Here is a 15,825-nt window from a genome sequence, read left to right as displayed (position 1 = left end):
GCCATGGCCAATGCGCAGCTTCAATCCGTTCTCGATCACATCGATGCTGATTTCGACAACAGCCTGGACCGGCTGTTCCAACTGATCCGCATCAAGTCGATCTCGGCCGACCCGGCCTTCGCTGAGGATTGCAAGGCGGCGGCCGATCATCTCGCCAAGGATCTCACGACGCTCGGCTTCGCCACCGAGGTGCGGCCGACCGCCGGCCATCCGGCTGTGGTCGGCAAGAGCAACGGCCACGGCGCGGCCAAGCCGCACGTGCTGTTCTATGGCCATTACGACGTGCAGCCGGTCGACCCGCTCGACCTGTGGCACCGGCCGCCGTTCGAGCCCGTGGTCACTGACCACGCCGACGGCCGCAAGATCATCGTCGCGCGCGGCGCCGAGGACGACAAGGGCCAGCTGATGACCTTCGTCGAGGCCTGCCGCGCCTGGAAGAAGGTGACGGGTTCGCTGCCGCTCGACGTCACCGTGGTGATCGAGGGCGAGGAGGAGGTCGGCTCGAAGAACTTCGTGCCGTTCCTCGAACAGAACAAGGACGAGTTCAAGGCCGACTTCGCGCTGGTCTGCGACACCGGCATGTGGGACCCGAACACGCCCGCGATCACGACCTCGCTGCGCGGTCTTCTTTATGAAGAGATCAAGATCAAGGCTGCCAATCGCGACCTGCATTCGGGCGTGTTCGGCGGCGGCGCGCGCAATCCGATCCGCGTGCTGACCGAGGTGCTCGGCGGACTGTTCGATGCCGACGGCCGCATCACCATCCCCGGCTTCTATGACGGCGTGAAGGACGTGCCGCCGGACGTCCTGGAGCAGTGGAAGAAGCTGAACCTGACGCCGGAGAGTTTCCTCAAGCCGATCGGGCTGTCGATCCCGGCCGGCGAAAAGGATCGCCTGCTGATCGAGCAAATCTCCTCACGCCCGACCTGCGACATCAACGGCATCTGGGGCGGCTATATCGGCGAGGGCTCCAAGACGGTGATCCCGTCGCTGGCGCATGCCAAGGTCTCGTTCCGCCTCGTTGAAGGCCAGGATCCTTTGAAGATCCGCAAGGCGTTCCGCGACTACGTGTCGGCGCGCATTCCCGGCGACTGCTCGGTCGAGTTCGGCGACCATTCGGCCGGTGCCGCGATCGCGCTCGACTGGACCATGAAGCCGCTCGCCGCCGCCAAGCAGGCGCTGACCGAGGAGTGGGGCAAGGAAACCATCCTGATGGGCTCGGGCGCCTCGATCCCGATCGTCACCGACTTCAAGAAGACGCTCGGCCTCGACTCGCTGCTGGTCGGCTTCGGTCTCGACGACGACAACATCCATTCGCCGAACGAGAAGTACGACCTCAAGAGCTACCACAAGGGCATCCGCTCCTGGGCCCGCATCCTCGCCGCGCTCGCGGAGATGCCGCGATAGCCGTCATGGAACTCCAGCGGCCCGCGTCTCCGACATGCGGCCGCTGCGACAACGGGGCTCCTCCTTTCCCGCCCGATCAGGGTACCATACAACCCTGGTCGGCAGGAAAGGCGCCATGGCCGAAAGCGAGATTTTTGGCAAGCGATTGAAGGCGGGTCTGCGGCTCGAACAGGCGCCGACGCTCGTCACTCGGGCGTTCGCCGACAGCGCGTTGGAGTCCGCAGAATGCCGGTCGGACAACCCGCAGAGGGGCCTGTCAGACCCGCTTCCGCCTGACGACGCCTACATGGTCAGCGTCAAGTTTCGCGACTATCCCGAATGCGAATGCTGGGAGAACGGGCGGGCGGTAGCCAAGAAGGACATCTTCGCCGGCGGCACCTATCTCTACGACATGAAGCGGGCGCCCTGTTATGTCATCGACAAGCCGTTTCATTCGATCTTTTATCGTCTGTCACGCGAGGTCATCGACGTCACGGCCCGCGAGATGTTCATGGCATCCGTCGGCGAACTGTCCTACGAGCCGGCGGTGGGCGTCGACGACCCGACCATGCGCCATCTCAGCCATGCGATGAGCGAGGCGTTGGGACGGCCTGATGAGGCCAACCGGCTGTTTGTCGATCATTTGTCGATGACGATCGCTGCCCATGTGGTGCGAACATATGGTGGCTGCGGCGAACCGGCGCCGCTGTTGCCGGGCGGGTTGGCCGCCTGGCAGGTGCGCCGTGCCTGCGATCTGATCGAGGCCAGGCTCTCCGGCAACATCCTGCTTCAGGACATCGCTTCGGAGTTCGACCTGTCGCCGAGCTACTTCGCGCGGGCCTTCAAGAAGTCGGTCGGTGTCGCTCCGCATCAATGGTTGTTGCAGCGTCGGGTCGCGCGGTCCCGCGATCTGCTTTTGCAGGGCGAGCTCACTCTGGGAATGATCGCACTCGAGGTGGGCTTCGCCGACCAGAGCCACTTCACCCGGACGTTCACGAAGCTGGTCGGCCTCAGTCCGGACCGCTGGCGGCGGTCGAACGGACGTGCGGCGATCAGACGCGCCTCCGCGCAGGACGCTCACTGACCGTTACGCCGGTTTTCGACAATCCGAGCCGGTCCGAAGCAAGAGCCGAAGCTCCGCCCAGGCAAAAATACCGTCGCCGCGCCCATTGTCGGGCGCCCCGCTGATCAGTGCAGGAGAGCGACGATGGCCTATGTGACGACCAACGACGGCGTCGACATTTTTTTCAAGGATTGGGGACCGAAGACGGCGCAGCCGATCGTGTTCCATCACGGCTGGCCGCTGTCCTCCGACGATTGGGACAATCAGATGCTGTTCTTCCTCGCGAACGGCTATCGCGTGATCGGGATCGACCGCCGCGGTCACGGGCGCTCGGCGCAGGTCAGCGACGGACACGACATGGACCATTATGCGGCCGACGCGGCTGCCGTGGTCGAGCACCTGGATTTGCGCGACGCCGTCCATATCGGTCATTCGACCGGCGGCGGCGAGGCGACGCGCTATGTCGCGCGTCATGGCCAGCCGCAGGGGCGTGTATCCAAGCTCGTGCTGATCGGGGCGGTGCCGCCGATCATGGTCAAGACCCCTGGCAATCCCGGGGGATTGCCGGTCGAGGTGTTCGACGGACTGCGCAAGGCGCTCGCCGACAACCGGACGCAGTTCTACACCGAGTTTCCCTCCGGCCCGTTCTACAGCTTCAACCGGCCGGGCGCGACGCCGTCGGACAGCGTCATCCATAACTGGTGGCGCCAGGGCATGATGGGCGGCGCCAAGGCCCACCACGACGGGATCAAGGCGTTCTCCGAAACCGACTTCAGCGACGATCTGTCGACCATCGACGTGCCCACCTTGGTGATGCACGGCGACGACGATCAGATCGTGCCGATCGATGCGTCCGCGCGGCTGTCGGTCAAGCTTCTGAAGCGCGGCAGGCTCAAGATCTACGAGACCTTTCCCCACGGCATGTGCACCACCCATCACGAGGTGATCAATCCGGACCTGCTTGCCTTCGTGCGGGCATGACACTCGAATTCATAGGAGGCGAAGCCATGAAGATCGTCGTTATCGGTGGCACGGGGCTGATCGGATCGAAGCTGGTGGCGCGGCTGGCCGCGCAAGGTCATGACGCGGTGCCGGCGTCACCGAAGTCCGGCGTGAACAGCGTCACGGGCGAGGGTCTCGGCCGCGCGCTGGAAGGCGCGGACGTGGTCGTCGACGTCTCGAATGCGCCCGATTTCAGCCCGGCGGCGGTGCTCGACTTCTTCGAGCGTTCGAGCCGCAACCTGGTCACCGCGGGCAAGGCCGCCGGCATCAAGCACCATGTCGCGCTGTCGATCGTCGGCACCGACAGAATGACCGACCTCGCTTATTTCCGCGCCAAGGTCGCGCAGGAGCAGGTGATCAAGACCTCGGGCCTGCCGTACACGATCGTGCGGGCGACGCAATTCTTCGAGTTCGTCCGCGGCATCGCCGATGCGGGCGCGGTCGACGGGAAGGTCGTCGTGCCCGCGGCAATGTTCCAGCCGATCGCGGCCGATGATGTCGCGGCCGCGCTTGCCGACGTGGTGTTGCGGGCGCCGCTGAATGCCACGATCGACATTGCCGGTCCCGACAAGCAGCCCTTTGCCAGCTTCGTCTCGCGACGCCTGCGGGCTGCAGGCGATGGAAGGGAGGTGGTGGCCGATCCCAAGGCCGGCTATTTCGGCGCTCTCATCGATGACCAGTCGCTGACACCGCTCGGGCAGGCCCGGCTGGGCGCGATCGATTTCGACAGCTGGCTCGCCTCGGCCGCCTAGGCCGAAATCAGGCCGCCGTCACGACCGGCCTCGTCGTGATCTGGTCGCCCGTGACCTTGCGCAGCGCTGCGAGATTGGCCTCCGCCGAGGCCAATCTCCAGCACGACTTGCCGCTCGCCTTGGCCTCATACAGCGCGGCGTCCGCCGCAAACAGCAGCGACTCCGGATCTGTGCCGTGGTCTGGCGCCGCGGCGATGCCGATGCTCATGCCGACATGAACCTGGGCGCCGTTCGGAAGGACGAAGGGCGTGGTCATCACCTCGATGATGCGATCGCCGAGCGCCAGCGCGTGATCGAGCGCGGGATCGGTGGAGAGCACGACGAACTCATCGCCGCCGATCCGGGCGATGACGTCGGACGGCGCGACGATCTCCCTGAGCGTCCGGCCGACGATCATCAGGAGCTCGTCGCCGGCGGCGTGGCCGAATGTATCGTTGACGGGCTTGAATCCGTCGAGATCGAGATAGAGGACGGCGAATCCCGGGCCGTCATGGTGCTTGCTGGCGAGCCGGCGCTGCAGCGCGTCGATCAGGCCGGCGCGATTGTTGAGTCCGGTCAGCGGATCGAGCCGGGCGCGCTCGTCGCTCTCGCTCTTGGCATGCATGACCGCGACCAGCATCTTGTTCAGGCGAAACGCCGCGCCGGTCATGGCGAGGAAATAGACCGGCATCTGCAGATACATCGCGAACAGCAGCGGCTCGTGCGAGGTGGCGACGCCGGGGATGACCGGGCCGATGCTGCACAGGATCATCGTGCCGACCAGGCGCGGCGCGCTGAAATTGCGGAAGCAGATGCCGCCGACCATGGCCGCCGAGGAGATGCAGGTGAGCGACGCGGCGATCCAGTCGCCGGACGCGAGGCTGATGCCGACACCGAAGCCGACGCTGGCGCTCCAGGCGACCGCGAGCAGGATGTGGATGTCGGTCGGGGTCGAGAGCTGCCGGCGCGCGCGGCGATAGGCTATGATCATCACGATCAGGCGTGACAGGCAGATCGCGACTTCGAGCAAGAACCAGGTGATGAAAAGGGAGGTCGGCGTGCGCAGTGCGAGCGCGGCGGCGACGGCCACCGTGTTGATGGCGCCGCCGGCGAACACCGACCAGCAGCCGTAGAGCTCGCCGGTCAAGGCGAGGCGGATGTCCGCGGACACCTCATGTCCCGGATCCGCCAGCCACCGCGTCACGCGCCAGCGTGGCAAACTGAACGCCAGCCCATCAGTCCGCATTGCACACCCTCCACCCGGGCGCACTAAGCGCGGCAGCACTTAACAGCCGTTTAGGGAGGTATCCGCGTCTCGTTCCATGCTTGATGTGCGGTAAAAATTTACTACACGTCGTGTTCGTCTCCGCCGGGGACTGAAGGTTGAAATGGCCCCTCAGCCCGACGTCCGCACCCGCGCGCGCTCCTCTGCGACGGGAGCAACTTCGACCGTCGCATTGCCGAGTGCGCGGTCGCGCTCGAACACGAGACGGACGCGCTGGCCGACCGGCGTGAGCCCGATGAGATTGCGAACCTGCGTGGCGCTGCGCACCGGCATGTCGTTGGCCTTCACGATGACGTCGCCCTTGCGCAGGCCGGCGCGCTCGGCCGGGGAGCCTGCCGCCACGTCGGCGACGCGCGCGCCGATCACCCGGCCGTCGGCGGGCGAGTCCAGGTCGAGCAGGGTGACGCCGATGCGGCCGCGATCGACCCGGCCATTGGCGACCAGCTGCTCCATCACCCGCCGCGCCATGTTGATCGGCACGGCGAAGCCGATGCCGACATTGCCGCCGCCCGGCGAGATGATCGCGGTGTTGATGCCGACCAGCTCGCCGCGCAGATTGATCAGCGCGCCGCCGGAATTGCCGGGATTGATCGCGGCATCGGTCTGGATGAAATCCTCATAGCCCTGCTTGCCGAGGCCGGTGCGGCCGAGCGCGCTGACGAGGCCGGAGGTGACGGTCTGTCCGAGGCCGAAGGGATTGCCGACCGCGATCACGAAGTCGCCGACCTCGAGCGCGTCGCTGTCGCCGAGCGCGATGGCCTTCAACTCGGTCGGGTCCTTGATCTGCAGCAGCGCGATGTCGGTGGCGGGGTCGCGGCCGACCAGGCGTGCCGAGAATTTGCGGCCGTCCTTGGTGCGGATCTGCGCGGTCGTGACGTGCTCGACGACATGATTGGCCGTCATCACATAGCCCCTTGCCGCATCGACGATGACGCCCGAGCCGGTGGCGCTGATCTGCTTCTCGACCTGCTTGGGCACGTCGAAGAAATCGCGGAACAGCGGGTCCTGGTACAGCGGATTGTCCTGCCGGACCTTGCCTTCGACCGAGATGTTGACGACGGCGGGCGTCACCTCCTTGACCAGCGGCGCGAGCGTCGGCACTCGGCCGAGCTTAAGGTCGGGGATCTGGGCGAGGGCAGGGGCTGTCAGGAGGGAGAGCACGATCGCCGGCAGTAGGACCAAAGGCCGGACACAACGCAGAAGCTGCATCGTTTTTTCCTCGACGGAAGGGGACGGTTTTTGGCGCCCGTAGAACTGGTCAGGACGGCAGCCGCGGTCAAGCCGTCCTGGCAATCGTTCCCGCCGAGTGCCAAAAATTTTTCGTGACCCTCTTGAACGAAAATCTCGGCTTTCCTAGGTCGTTGCTCGCCCGGGGGCCTCATGGGACCCGAGGCTTATGACATCGCTGATCTTGTGAAGGAGGATGTGCATGCATTTCCGTCCATTGCACGACCGCGTGCTCGTGCGCCGTATCGATGCCGAGGAGAAGACCAAGGGCGGCATCATCATTCCCGACACCGCCAAGGAGAAGCCGCAGGAGGGCGAGATCGTCGCCGCGGGCCCTGGCGCGCGGAATGAGCAGGGGCAACTCGTGCCGCTCGACGTCAAGCCCGGCGACCGCGTGCTGTTCGGCAAATGGTCGGGCACCGAGGTGAAGATCGACGGCAAGGATCTCCTGATCATGAAGGAGAGCGACCTGCTCGGCATCATCGACGCCCCCGTCGCGGCGAAGAAGGCCGCTTAATCCTCAGAACTGACAGTCATTAGAGAAAGGAGACGATGAACATGGCTGCCAAGGACGTGAAGTTTTCCACCGACGCGCGCGACCGCATGCTGCGCGGCGTCGACATCCTCGCCAATGCCGTGAAGGTCACGCTCGGTCCCAAGGGCCGCAACGTCGTGATCGAGAAATCGTTCGGCGCGCCGCGCATCACCAAGGACGGCGTGACGGTCGCCAAGGAGATCGAGCTGGAGGACAAGTTCGAGAACATGGGCGCGCAGATGGTGCGCGAAGTGGCCTCGAAGACCGCTGATCTCGCCGGCGACGGCACCACCACCGCCACCGTGCTCGCCCAGGCCATCGTCAAGGAAGGCGCGAAGTCGGTCGCCGCCGGCATGAACCCGATGGACCTCAAGCGCGGCATCGATCTGGCGGTCGACGCGATCGTGAAAGATCTCAAGGCGCACGCCAAGAAGATCACCAGCAATGACGAGATCGCGCAGGTCGGCACCATCTCTGCCAATGGTGACAGCGAGATCGGCCGCTTCCTCGCCGAGGCCATGCAGAAGGTCGGCAATGAGGGCGTGATCACGGTGGAGGAGGCCAAGAGCCTCGACACCGAGCTCGAAGTGGTCGAGGGCATGCAGTTCGACCGCGGCTATGTCTCGCCGTATTTCGTCACCAACTCCGAGAAGATGCGGGTCGAGCTCGAGGATCCCTACATCCTGATCCACGAGAAGAAGCTGTCGGGCCTGCAGACCATGCTGCCGCTGCTCGAAGCCGTCGTACAGTCCGGCAAGCCGCTCTTGATCGTCGCCGAGGACGTCGAGGGCGAGGCGCTGGCCACGCTCGTCGTCAACAAGCTGCGTGGCGGCCTGAAGATCGCGGCCGTCAAGGCGCCTGGCTTCGGCGACCGCCGCAAGGCCATGCTGGAGGACATCGCGATCCTCACCGGCGGCACGACGATCTCCGAGGATCTCGGCATCAAGCTGGAGAACGTGACCTTGTCGATGCTCGGCCGCGCCAAGAAGGTGGTGATCGACAAGGAGAACACCACGATCGTCGACGGCGCCGGCGCGAAGAAGGACATCGAGGCCCGCACGCAGCAGATCAGGCTGCAGATCGAGGAGACCACCTCCGACTACGACCGCGAGAAGCTGCAGGAGCGGCTGGCCAAGCTCGCCGGCGGCGTCGCGGTGATCCGGGTCGGCGGTGCCACCGAGGTCGAGGTCAAGGAGCGCAAGGACCGCGTCGACGACGCGCTGCACGCCACCCGCGCCGCGGTGGAGGAGGGCATCCTGCCCGGCGGCGGCGTAGCGCTCCTGCGAGCGACCAAGGTGCTCGACGGCGTCAAGACCGCGAACTCCGACCAGAAGGCCGGCGTCGACATCATCCGGCGCGCGATCCAGGTGCCGGTGCGGCAGATCGTGCAGAATGCCGGCGACGACGGCTCGCTGGTGGTCGGCAAGCTGCTGGAGAAGGATACCTATAGCTGGGGCTTCAACGCCGCGACCGGCGAGTACCAGGATCTGGTGCAGGCCGGCGTGATCGACCCGGCCAAGGTGGTTCGCACCGCGCTGCAGGATGCGGCCTCGGTCGCCTCGCTCCTGATCACCACGGAGGCGCTGGTGGCCGACAAGCCGAAGAAGGCCGAAGCCGCCGCTGCCCCGGCGATGGACTACTGATCGTGACGCCGGGGCGGACGGCAGGCCGCCGGCCCGCCCCGGCAACAAATAATCCGGACAAACAACTCATTGCCGCAGCGCTGGTCGTGGATCGGCCACAACGCGCAGCTATCAATCCCTGTCACGACCGCAATCGGTCCAGAACCGGCCACAATCGCTGCCGTGGCCGGGCGGACCGACGGTCGACGGGAGGTGTGATTGCGCGCTGTCGCGCCGCCCCGGTCTCATCAGCAGCGCAGGCAGCAAGAGCTCGCAGGGCCGATCATGCCAGCGTGGCAGTACGATCATCCGCCGCCCAACCCCACCGCGGTCATGAGCATGGGGGATCCCCGGCGTCTGACCCGCTTCCTGATCGAGAGCGAACAGCGCGTGGTGGCGCATTGCCAGGCGGTGCTGTCGCGCGGCGACATCGATCAGCGCGAGCGCGACCGCCTCGTCAGCGTGCTCCGCGAGGCGACGATGCGGTTGCAGCGGTTGTCCGCCGTCGCCGCCTGACACGCGTTTGCGCGGCGAGAAATCGCGGCAAAAAAATCCGCACGAGCCCTCTTGAATCCCGCACTGAATTTTCTAATTCGTTTGTCGCCGCTCCGGCGGCGCCGGGTGCCATCCGGGCCCGGTTGACGATCTGGGCGCTGACCGGGTGTCTGGACAGCAGAGTTCGTCCTGCATCGCTCGGCGCTCCTTGTATCCATCTTGCTCCCAGGAGGACTTGGCTATGAGGACCTACGACTTCACCCCGCTGTGGCGTTCGACGATCGGCTTCGACCGCCTGTTCGACATGCTCGACGAGACGCAGCGCGCCGTCGAGGACAACTATCCCCCGTACAACATCGAGCGGCTCGGCGACGACCGCTATCAGATCTCGCTGGCGCTGGCCGGCTTCGCCCCCGATGAGCTGTCCATTACCGCCGAGCACAATGTGCTGACGGTGGAAGGCCGCAAGACGGACAAAGAGGGCCGCGAGTACCTCTACCAGGGCATCTCGTCGCGCCCGTTCAAGCGGCAGTTCAACCTCGCCGACTATGTGCAGGTGACGTCAGCGACCTTCGACAACGGCCTGCTGCGGATCGAGCTGGTGCGCGAAATCCCCGAGGCCATGAAGCCGCGCCGCATCGCCATCGGCACCGCACAGGTGGAGCAGATCGCGCAGCAGAAGGCGGCCTGACGCGTTTTGACCTGCGACGCGGGGACGCCTTGTCGCCCGCGTCGCGATGCCATCAGTCTCTTGTGAAAGGAGTTGAGGAGGAGAGACGCCATGAGCGAGCATCGTGTTTCGATTACCGCAGCCGGAGCCGGTTTCCATCCGGCCTCGCATTACGAATCTCCGGCCGACCTGATCAACGACGTCAAGCTGTCGCGGGCCGAGAAGCGGCTGATCCTGTCGTCCTGGGCATCGGACATGTACGCCGTGGAGTCGCAGCCCGGCCTGCGCAAGATTCCAGGGCTCGTCCATCCGCTCCGCCTGTCCGACATTCTCGGCGCGCTGCGTCAGCTGGACCGCGAGGATCAGCCGCCACGCCCGCGCGGCGGGGCGGCCATGCGCATCGTGCCGCGGGTCGATGTCGAGGCTGACGGTGCTGCGGGTGAGCATGCGCCCGGCGCGTCAGCCGTCTGGACGCGGCCGGCCGCCCGTCTGCGGTTTTCCCGCGAAGCCAATGTGCGGCGTTATCGCCGGTTGCTTGCGACCAAGCTCGCCGATCATGAGCGCCGGTTCGTCGAGCGCCGGCTGGCGGCCGAACTGCAAGGCGCCGGCTCGGCCGGGGATTGGCGGGAGGCCTCGCGCGCGAGCCTGGTGTGAGCGCAGCCTGCAGGACGTCCACGAGGACATGAACGCCGCCCTGTCAGGGCGGCGTTTGTCGTCTGGCGCCTGCTTGATTGTCCGTCAAACCGGACGCCGCCATCCGACGACCAATGCACGGTGTGCAATCGAGGCTCGAGGATGTTTGGAATGGCCGTGACTGGACGGGGCGTGAGCATCGCCCTTGCTGCGACGCTTGTCTTTGGTGCGACCGTGTCGGCACGCGCCAGCAGCACGGTGATCTGCTACGCCAAGGACAAGGCCATCGACGTCGAATTGCACGGCTCGGCCGGACGTTCGATCGGCAGCGGGATCAGCGGGTTCGGCGGCGAAGCCGAGTTCAAGATGTCCTGGATGCCGCAGGCGGTCCGCCGGGTCAGCTTCGAGGCCGGGCATCTGACCCAGTCCTGGTCCGACGATCGGGAGATCAGGCTCGCCGTGAGCTGGATGAAGGAGGGTAAGGAGCCTTCGCCCGAACTGGTCCTGATCATCAAGACCCGTCGTGCCCGTGGCGACGATGCGCCGTATCGCGGACAGTACCAACTCATCGCCACTCTGCCGGACGACAAGGCAGGCACCCGGCGCGAGGTACAGGGCAAGATCGAATGCAGCGCCGACTGATGCCGTGACCCCGGACGCAAAAACGCCGCCCGGAATTGGACGGCGTTTCATTCAAGATAGCGTAGAGGGTGATGCGCGTTGATAGCCCATCACCCCGCCAAAATCAATTCCGGTAGCCCGGGTTGACCCGGTCGAGCCGGCGCAGCAGCGGCGGCCAGACCAGCTTGTTGGAGCGGAGCTCGATCCGATCCTCGTTGTCGAACAGCTTGGCGTTCTTGTCGACGACCTCCTCGCGCACCGGATAGGCCGCAGGCCCCAGGGTGCGGGTGCGCACCTGGATCGAGCAGGCGCGCTCGAGGTGGTACATGCGCTCGAACGCGGAGGCGACCGAGCGGCCGACGGTCAGCGTGCCATGATTGCGCAGCAGCATGTGGTTCTTGGTGCCGAGATCTCGCTGCAGCCGCGGGCGCTCGTCATGGTCCAGCGCCACGCCTTCATAGTCGTGATAGGCGAGGTCGTGGGTGACGTATTGCGCGATCTGGTTCAGCGGCAGCAGGCCGTCGGCGCAGCTCGACACCGCGACGCCGTCGAGCGTGTGCAGATGGATCACGCAGCCGGCGTCCTCGCGCACCTCGTGGATCGCCGAATGAATGGTGAAGCCGGCGGGGTTGATGCTGTATTCGCTCTCGGAGAGCTGGTTGCCGTAAAGGTCGACCTTGATCAGGCTGGACGCCGTGATTTCCTCGAACAGCAGGCCGTAGGGGTTGATCAGAAAGTGATGCTCCGGGCCGGGGACGCGGGCCGAGATGTGGGTGTCGACCAGATCATCCCAGCCGAACATCGCCACCAGGCGATAGGCGGCGGCGAGGTTGACCCGCTGCGACCACTCCGCTTCCGTCATGTTGGAGGGCACTTCCTTCAGGCGCGCTTCGGCTGGCGACATGGCATTTCCCGCTCTCGAAATCATCGTCGAAGCCTAGGCGGCCCGAGTGACTCCGGCAAGTCGCGTAGCCAGAGGGCCGCCATGCGCGCTTCGCGGCCGTTTGCCTCTGCATGACGGGGCATGCTGCCGCCGGCCCGGACCGGCGCTCCATCATCACGGTCGCGTTAGGGGGACGCTCCTGTTGATGCCCATCAAGATGCATAATTTCTGCACAGCTAGGTAGGCCGGACATGCTCATGCCGTGGCTTCCGGGGACTCCCGCGGGCGTCCGCCGCAGCACGCATGTGTAGCGGGCGAGGGCGCCACGGAGAACGACCATGACCTACCAGACCATCAATCCCTATACGGGGGAAACACTCGCCTCATTTCCGGATGCGACCGATGATGAGGTGCGCGCGGCGATCAGCGCCGCGCACGAGGCGTTTCTCGCCTGGCGGCAGACGTCGTTCGCCGAGCGCGGCCGGATATTGCAGGCCGCGGCAGACATCCTGCGCCGCGACAGCGAGGCCTATGCGCGGCTGCTGACGCTGGAAATGGGCAAGCTGTTCGGCGAAGCCAAGGCAGAGGTCGAGCTGTCGGCGAAGATCCTCGAATACTACACGCGCCATGCCGAGGCGCTGCTGGCCCCGGAGAAGCTCCCGGTGCTCGACCCGGCCGAAGGCGAGGCCGTCCTGGTCTGTGAGCCCCTCGGGGTTCTCCTGGCGATCGAGCCGTGGAACTTTCCCTATTATCAGATCGCGCGCATCCTGGCGCCGCAGCTGTCGGCCGGCAACACGCTGCTTCTGAAGCATGCCTCGAACGTCCCGCAATCGGCGGCTGCGTTCGAGAAGCTGATGGCTGAGGCCGGGTTGCCGCGCGGCGCGTTCCAGAACCTCTATGCCAGCCGATCGCAGGTCGAGCTCATTCTCAATGACGACAGGGTTCACGGCGTGGCGCTGACGGGCTCGGAGGGTGCGGGCGCGGTGGTTGCCGCGCAGGCCGGCAAGGCCCTGAAGAAATCGACCATGGAGCTCGGCGGCGCCGACGCCTTCATCGTGCTCGCGGATGCCGACCTCGAGAAGACCACGCGATGGGCCGTGTTCGGACGCCACTGGAATGGCGGCCAGGTCTGCGTCTCGTCCAAGCGCATGATCCTGGTCGATCCGATCTACGACGATTTTCTCGGCAGGTATCGCCAGGGTGTCGCTGGCCTGGTGGCGGGCGATCCGTTCGATCCGAGGACGACGCTGGCGCCGCTGTCCTCGCAGGGCGCTGCCGAGGAGGTGAAGGAAAAGATCAGGGCCGCCGTTGCGTTCGGCGCCACGGCCGAGGAGGTCGGTCCGCCCGTGCCAAATCGCGGTGCGTTCGTGCAGCCGACGATCCTCACGGACGTCGCTGCGGACAATCCGGCGCGTCATTGGGAGTTCTTCGGCCCGGTGTCGATGCTGTTCCGGGCGAAGGACGAGGATGATGCGGTCCGCATCGCCAATGATTCGCCGTTCGGGCTCGGCGGGTCCGTGTTCACCGGCAATCCGGCCCATGGCGCCGAGCTCGCCAAGCGGATCTCGACAGGCATGGTGTTCGTGAACCATCCGACCAAGGTCGAGGCCGATCTGCCGTTTGGTGGCATCCGGCGATCGGGTTATGGCCGCGAGTTGATCGGGCTGGGTCTCAAGGAGTTCGTCAACCAGAAGCTGATCGGCGTCGTCGACATCGATGCGCACTTCTGAGCGGTGCGTGGTCTGAAGCAAGACGGCCAACCAAGGCGATCGTCCGTCATCGGGGCGGTCGCCTGGTCAATCTCGTCTGTGGGCTAGGGCGCCGGGATCGACAGCAGGCTGGAGATGCTGCGGCCGCGGATGTCGTAGACCCGGGCGAACACGACGTCGTCGCGCTTGATCTCGACCATCACCGGGGCGGTCAGTCCCTTGCAGTAGAACTCGCCGAGCGTCATGGCGAAGTCGGCCGCGTGGCTGTCCCAGCCGATGGTGAAATCGGGGCCGAGCGCGACCTGGGCGGGGCGCTGCGGGCCGCACACCGCGACCTTCCATTTGTGCCCGATCGGCGGCACCTCCTGGCGCTCGTCGAGCTGCTCCTTGAGCCCGTCCGAGGCCTGCTTCAGCGCCAGGCCCCAATAGTCGAGCATGAAACGCGTGTCGGCCTCGCGCACGGTGCCGGCGATGAAGTTGAAATGCGTGTACTGGTAGGGATGCAGCCGGATCATCTCCGCCAGCGGCAGCAGCAATCCGAAGCAGAAGGCGGCGATCGCCACCGGCTGCCAGCTGCGGCGCTCGTCATTGTTGAGCCAGGACAGCAGCCAGGAGAACGCGACGCCGCCGAGCAGCGCCATCGGCGGGATCACGAACACGAAGTGGCGAATGCCGTTGTACAGCGCCGGGCGTTTGACGATCGCGATCAGGATCGGCAGCGTCGCCGCGAGCGTGAGCATCAGCAGGATGCTCTTCTGGCGGGCCGGCATGTCCGGCCGCGACAGCGACATGATCGAGGCGACGGCACCGGCGACGAACAGCGCGATCATCAGCTCGGGCAGCTGCAGCGCGAACAGGGTCGGCAGATACGACCAGGGCATGTCCGGCACCGACACCAGCGCGCCGTCGAACATCTCCTTCCACGGCTTCTCGAAGAAGTGCGAGAAGTAGGTCAGAGCGCGGAACGGATTGGCCGGTTCGAGGATCGACCACGGCCAGATCAGCCCCATGATCAGGTAGCCCAGGATCAGGCCCGGGATCAGCACATAGAGCAAATGGGCGAAGCGGCGGACCGCCTCACGCGGCCCCTGGGTACGGTATTCCTCCAGGAACAGCGGCATGAAGCCGACCATGGCGTAGACCACGGCCATGCCGCCCAGGATGCGCGAGCCGATCGCGAAGCCAGCGCCCAGGCCGAGGATCAGGATGGTGCGCGGCGAGGGGTAGGGATACTCCTCGGCGAGACGCACGAGGCCCATCAGCAGCACGACCATGGCGACCGCGAAGGGGGCGTCCTTCGGGTTCATGAACATGTGGCCGTAGAAGATCGGGCAGAGCGCCAGCAGCAGCAGGGCGGCAAGGCCGGCGACCGGGCCACCGATGCGGCGCGCCAGCCGCCAGGTCACGCCAAGGCCGATCAGGCCGACGATGGCGCCGACCAGCCGGCGGGTCTCGAACAATTCCAGCGGCAGGATCTTGTGCAGCAGCGCTGCAACCATGTCGAAGCCGCCGCCGTACATATAGAGATTGGCGAACGACAGCGCCGCCTGGTCCCTGAACCCGGAACCATACATGCGCAGCAACAGATCGGCATATTCGGCATGGGTGTAGTCGTCCCAGCCGAGGCCATAATCGCGGAAGGTCAGCCCGGCCACCACCGCGACTGCGGCGAGCACGAGCATCGCGAGATCGTCATAGGTCCGCTCGAGCGACCGCCGCGTGGGCGTCTCGAGGACCGAAGTGGTTATCGTTGTCATGGCTGATAGTGACCCGGCGTCCCCTAACGACCCCGCTTCCGCGCTTCAGGCCTGTGTTCCCCGCCTGCGTATAGCGCGTCCCGGTTCCCGAGGTGTTGGAAAGTTGAGCTTCACGCTTCCATCGCAGTGCAGCGAAGACCCGAATTCCGGCTGCTTCGCGCCATACTGGCACAGCCAAATGAACGCCCGCTGAACCACGGAGACAG

General features: G+C 65.7%; 15 protein-coding genes. 11 read left to right on the top strand and 4 right to left on the bottom strand.

The window, feature by feature from the left end; translation table 11 throughout:
* The first annotated feature begins 3 nt into the window (after positions 1-3).
* From ACQR1Y_RS23430 to ACQR1Y_RS23415, 4 genes are all read left to right on the top strand, one after another.
* Positions 4-1,407, top strand: coding sequence for a M20/M25/M40 family metallo-hydrolase (locus tag ACQR1Y_RS23430; RefSeq protein WP_434878366.1), 1,404 nt, complete (start codon positions 4-6; stop codon positions 1,405-1,407).
* Between the two features lie 34 nt (positions 1,408-1,441).
* A complete protein-coding gene (locus ACQR1Y_RS23425) occupies positions 1,442-2,470 on the top strand; it encodes a helix-turn-helix transcriptional regulator (protein ID WP_434861019.1) in 1,029 nt (342 codons plus the stop codon).
* Between the two features lie 123 nt (positions 2,471-2,593).
* Complete coding sequence (locus ACQR1Y_RS23420) at positions 2,594-3,430, top strand: alpha/beta fold hydrolase (protein WP_434878365.1); 837 nt, start codon at positions 2,594-2,596, stop codon at positions 3,428-3,430.
* Between the two features lie 26 nt (positions 3,431-3,456).
* Positions 3,457-4,203 (top strand): SDR family oxidoreductase, encoded by a 747-nt coding sequence (locus ACQR1Y_RS23415; RefSeq protein ID WP_434878364.1) that lies wholly within the window; start codon positions 3,457-3,459, stop codon positions 4,201-4,203.
* 7 nt (positions 4,204-4,210) lie between these two features.
* Here ACQR1Y_RS23415 and ACQR1Y_RS23410 read toward each other — a convergent pair whose 3' ends face one another.
* Together ACQR1Y_RS23410 and ACQR1Y_RS23405 are read right to left on the bottom strand one after the other, a co-directional pair.
* Positions 4,211-5,428, bottom strand: a complete 1,218-nt coding sequence (locus ACQR1Y_RS23410; protein WP_434878363.1) for a diguanylate cyclase domain-containing protein — start codon at positions 5,426-5,428, stop codon at positions 4,211-4,213.
* Positions 5,429-5,578: 150 nt separating this feature from the next.
* On the bottom strand, positions 5,579-6,676 hold the full coding sequence (locus ACQR1Y_RS23405) for a trypsin-like peptidase domain-containing protein (protein WP_434878362.1): 1,098 nt from the start codon (positions 6,674-6,676) through the stop codon (positions 5,579-5,581).
* Between the two features lie 220 nt (positions 6,677-6,896).
* Here ACQR1Y_RS23405 and groES point away from each other — a divergent pair, with 220 nt between their 5' ends.
* The 6 genes from groES to ACQR1Y_RS23375 all read left to right on the top strand — a co-directional run bounded on the left by groES (position 6,897) and on the right by ACQR1Y_RS23375 (position 11,291).
* Positions 6,897-7,211, top strand: a complete 315-nt coding sequence (gene groES / locus ACQR1Y_RS23400) for a co-chaperone GroES (protein ID WP_012043173.1) — start codon at positions 6,897-6,899, stop codon at positions 7,209-7,211.
* 41 nt (positions 7,212-7,252) lie between these two features.
* Complete coding sequence (groL, locus tag ACQR1Y_RS23395; protein ID WP_434878361.1) at positions 7,253-8,872, top strand: chaperonin GroEL; 1,620 nt, start codon at positions 7,253-7,255, stop codon at positions 8,870-8,872.
* A gap of 264 nt (positions 8,873-9,136) precedes the next feature.
* The gene (locus tag ACQR1Y_RS23390) at positions 9,137-9,367 is read left to right on the top strand and encodes a hypothetical protein (RefSeq protein WP_434861025.1); all 231 of its coding nucleotides are present in this window, start codon (positions 9,137-9,139) and stop codon (positions 9,365-9,367) included.
* Positions 9,368-9,587: 220 nt separating this feature from the next.
* On the top strand, positions 9,588-10,037 hold the full coding sequence (locus tag ACQR1Y_RS23385) for an Hsp20 family protein (protein WP_434878360.1): 450 nt from the start codon (positions 9,588-9,590) through the stop codon (positions 10,035-10,037).
* A gap of 90 nt (positions 10,038-10,127) precedes the next feature.
* Complete coding sequence (locus ACQR1Y_RS23380) at positions 10,128-10,670, top strand: hypothetical protein (protein WP_434878359.1); 543 nt, start codon at positions 10,128-10,130, stop codon at positions 10,668-10,670.
* Positions 10,671-10,820: 150 nt separating this feature from the next.
* Entirely contained in the window at positions 10,821-11,291 is a 471-nt protein-coding gene (locus ACQR1Y_RS23375; RefSeq protein WP_434878358.1) for a hypothetical protein, read from the top strand.
* Between the two features lie 103 nt (positions 11,292-11,394).
* On the opposite strand, the gene ACQR1Y_RS23370 is transcribed toward ACQR1Y_RS23375, so the two are convergent.
* On the bottom strand, positions 11,395-12,174 hold the full coding sequence (locus ACQR1Y_RS23370) for a class II aldolase/adducin family protein (RefSeq protein ID WP_434861029.1): 780 nt from the start codon (positions 12,172-12,174) through the stop codon (positions 11,395-11,397).
* Positions 12,175-12,491: 317 nt separating this feature from the next.
* Here ACQR1Y_RS23370 and ACQR1Y_RS23365 point away from each other — a divergent pair, with 317 nt between their 5' ends.
* Positions 12,492-13,883, top strand: a complete 1,392-nt coding sequence (locus tag ACQR1Y_RS23365) for an NAD-dependent succinate-semialdehyde dehydrogenase (RefSeq protein WP_434878357.1) — start codon at positions 12,492-12,494, stop codon at positions 13,881-13,883.
* A gap of 83 nt (positions 13,884-13,966) precedes the next feature.
* On the opposite strand, the gene ACQR1Y_RS23360 is transcribed toward ACQR1Y_RS23365, so the two are convergent.
* Positions 13,967-15,619 carry a glycosyltransferase family 39 protein gene (locus ACQR1Y_RS23360; protein ID WP_434861031.1) on the bottom strand — a complete coding sequence of 551 codons (1,653 nt, stop codon included), beginning with the start codon at positions 15,617-15,619 and terminating at the stop codon, positions 13,967-13,969.
* Positions 15,620-15,825: the final 206 nt, after the last annotated feature.

The organism is Bradyrhizobium sp. HKCCYLRH3099 (assembly GCF_051167855.1).
Lineage (GTDB): Bacteria > Pseudomonadota > Alphaproteobacteria > Rhizobiales > Xanthobacteraceae > Bradyrhizobium.
This window is presented reverse-complemented; position numbering and strand designations above follow the sequence as displayed.

Bases quoted from the DNA above. Each gene is read 5' to 3' on its own strand.
- ACQR1Y_RS23430 (WP_434878366.1), top strand. From the start codon at position 4: ATGGCCAATGCGCAGCTTCAATCCGTTCTCGATCACATCGATGCTGAT.
- ACQR1Y_RS23425 (WP_434861019.1), top strand. From the start codon at position 1,442: ATGCGGCCGCTGCGACAACGGGGCTCCTCCTTTCCCGCCCGATCAGGG.
- ACQR1Y_RS23420 (WP_434878365.1), top strand. From the start codon at position 2,594: ATGGCCTATGTGACGACCAACGACGGCGTCGACATTTTTTTCAAGGAT.
- ACQR1Y_RS23415 (WP_434878364.1), top strand. From the start codon at position 3,457: ATGAAGATCGTCGTTATCGGTGGCACGGGGCTGATCGGATCGAAGCTG.
- ACQR1Y_RS23410 (WP_434878363.1), bottom strand. From the start codon at position 5,428: ATGCGGACTGATGGGCTGGCGTTCAGTTTGCCACGCTGGCGCGTGACG.
- ACQR1Y_RS23405 (WP_434878362.1), bottom strand. From the start codon at position 6,676: ATGCAGCTTCTGCGTTGTGTCCGGCCTTTGGTCCTACTGCCGGCGATC.
- groES (WP_012043173.1), top strand. From the start codon at position 6,897: ATGCATTTCCGTCCATTGCACGACCGCGTGCTCGTGCGCCGTATCGAT.
- groL (WP_434878361.1), top strand. From the start codon at position 7,253: ATGGCTGCCAAGGACGTGAAGTTTTCCACCGACGCGCGCGACCGCATG.
- ACQR1Y_RS23390 (WP_434861025.1), top strand. From the start codon at position 9,137: ATGCCAGCGTGGCAGTACGATCATCCGCCGCCCAACCCCACCGCGGTC.
- ACQR1Y_RS23385 (WP_434878360.1), top strand. From the start codon at position 9,588: ATGAGGACCTACGACTTCACCCCGCTGTGGCGTTCGACGATCGGCTTC.
- ACQR1Y_RS23380 (WP_434878359.1), top strand. From the start codon at position 10,128: ATGAGCGAGCATCGTGTTTCGATTACCGCAGCCGGAGCCGGTTTCCAT.
- ACQR1Y_RS23375 (WP_434878358.1), top strand. From the start codon at position 10,821: ATGGCCGTGACTGGACGGGGCGTGAGCATCGCCCTTGCTGCGACGCTT.
- ACQR1Y_RS23370 (WP_434861029.1), bottom strand. From the start codon at position 12,174: ATGTCGCCAGCCGAAGCGCGCCTGAAGGAAGTGCCCTCCAACATGACG.
- ACQR1Y_RS23365 (WP_434878357.1), top strand. From the start codon at position 12,492: ATGACCTACCAGACCATCAATCCCTATACGGGGGAAACACTCGCCTCA.
- ACQR1Y_RS23360 (WP_434861031.1), bottom strand. From the start codon at position 15,619: ATGACAACGATAACCACTTCGGTCCTCGAGACGCCCACGCGGCGGTCG.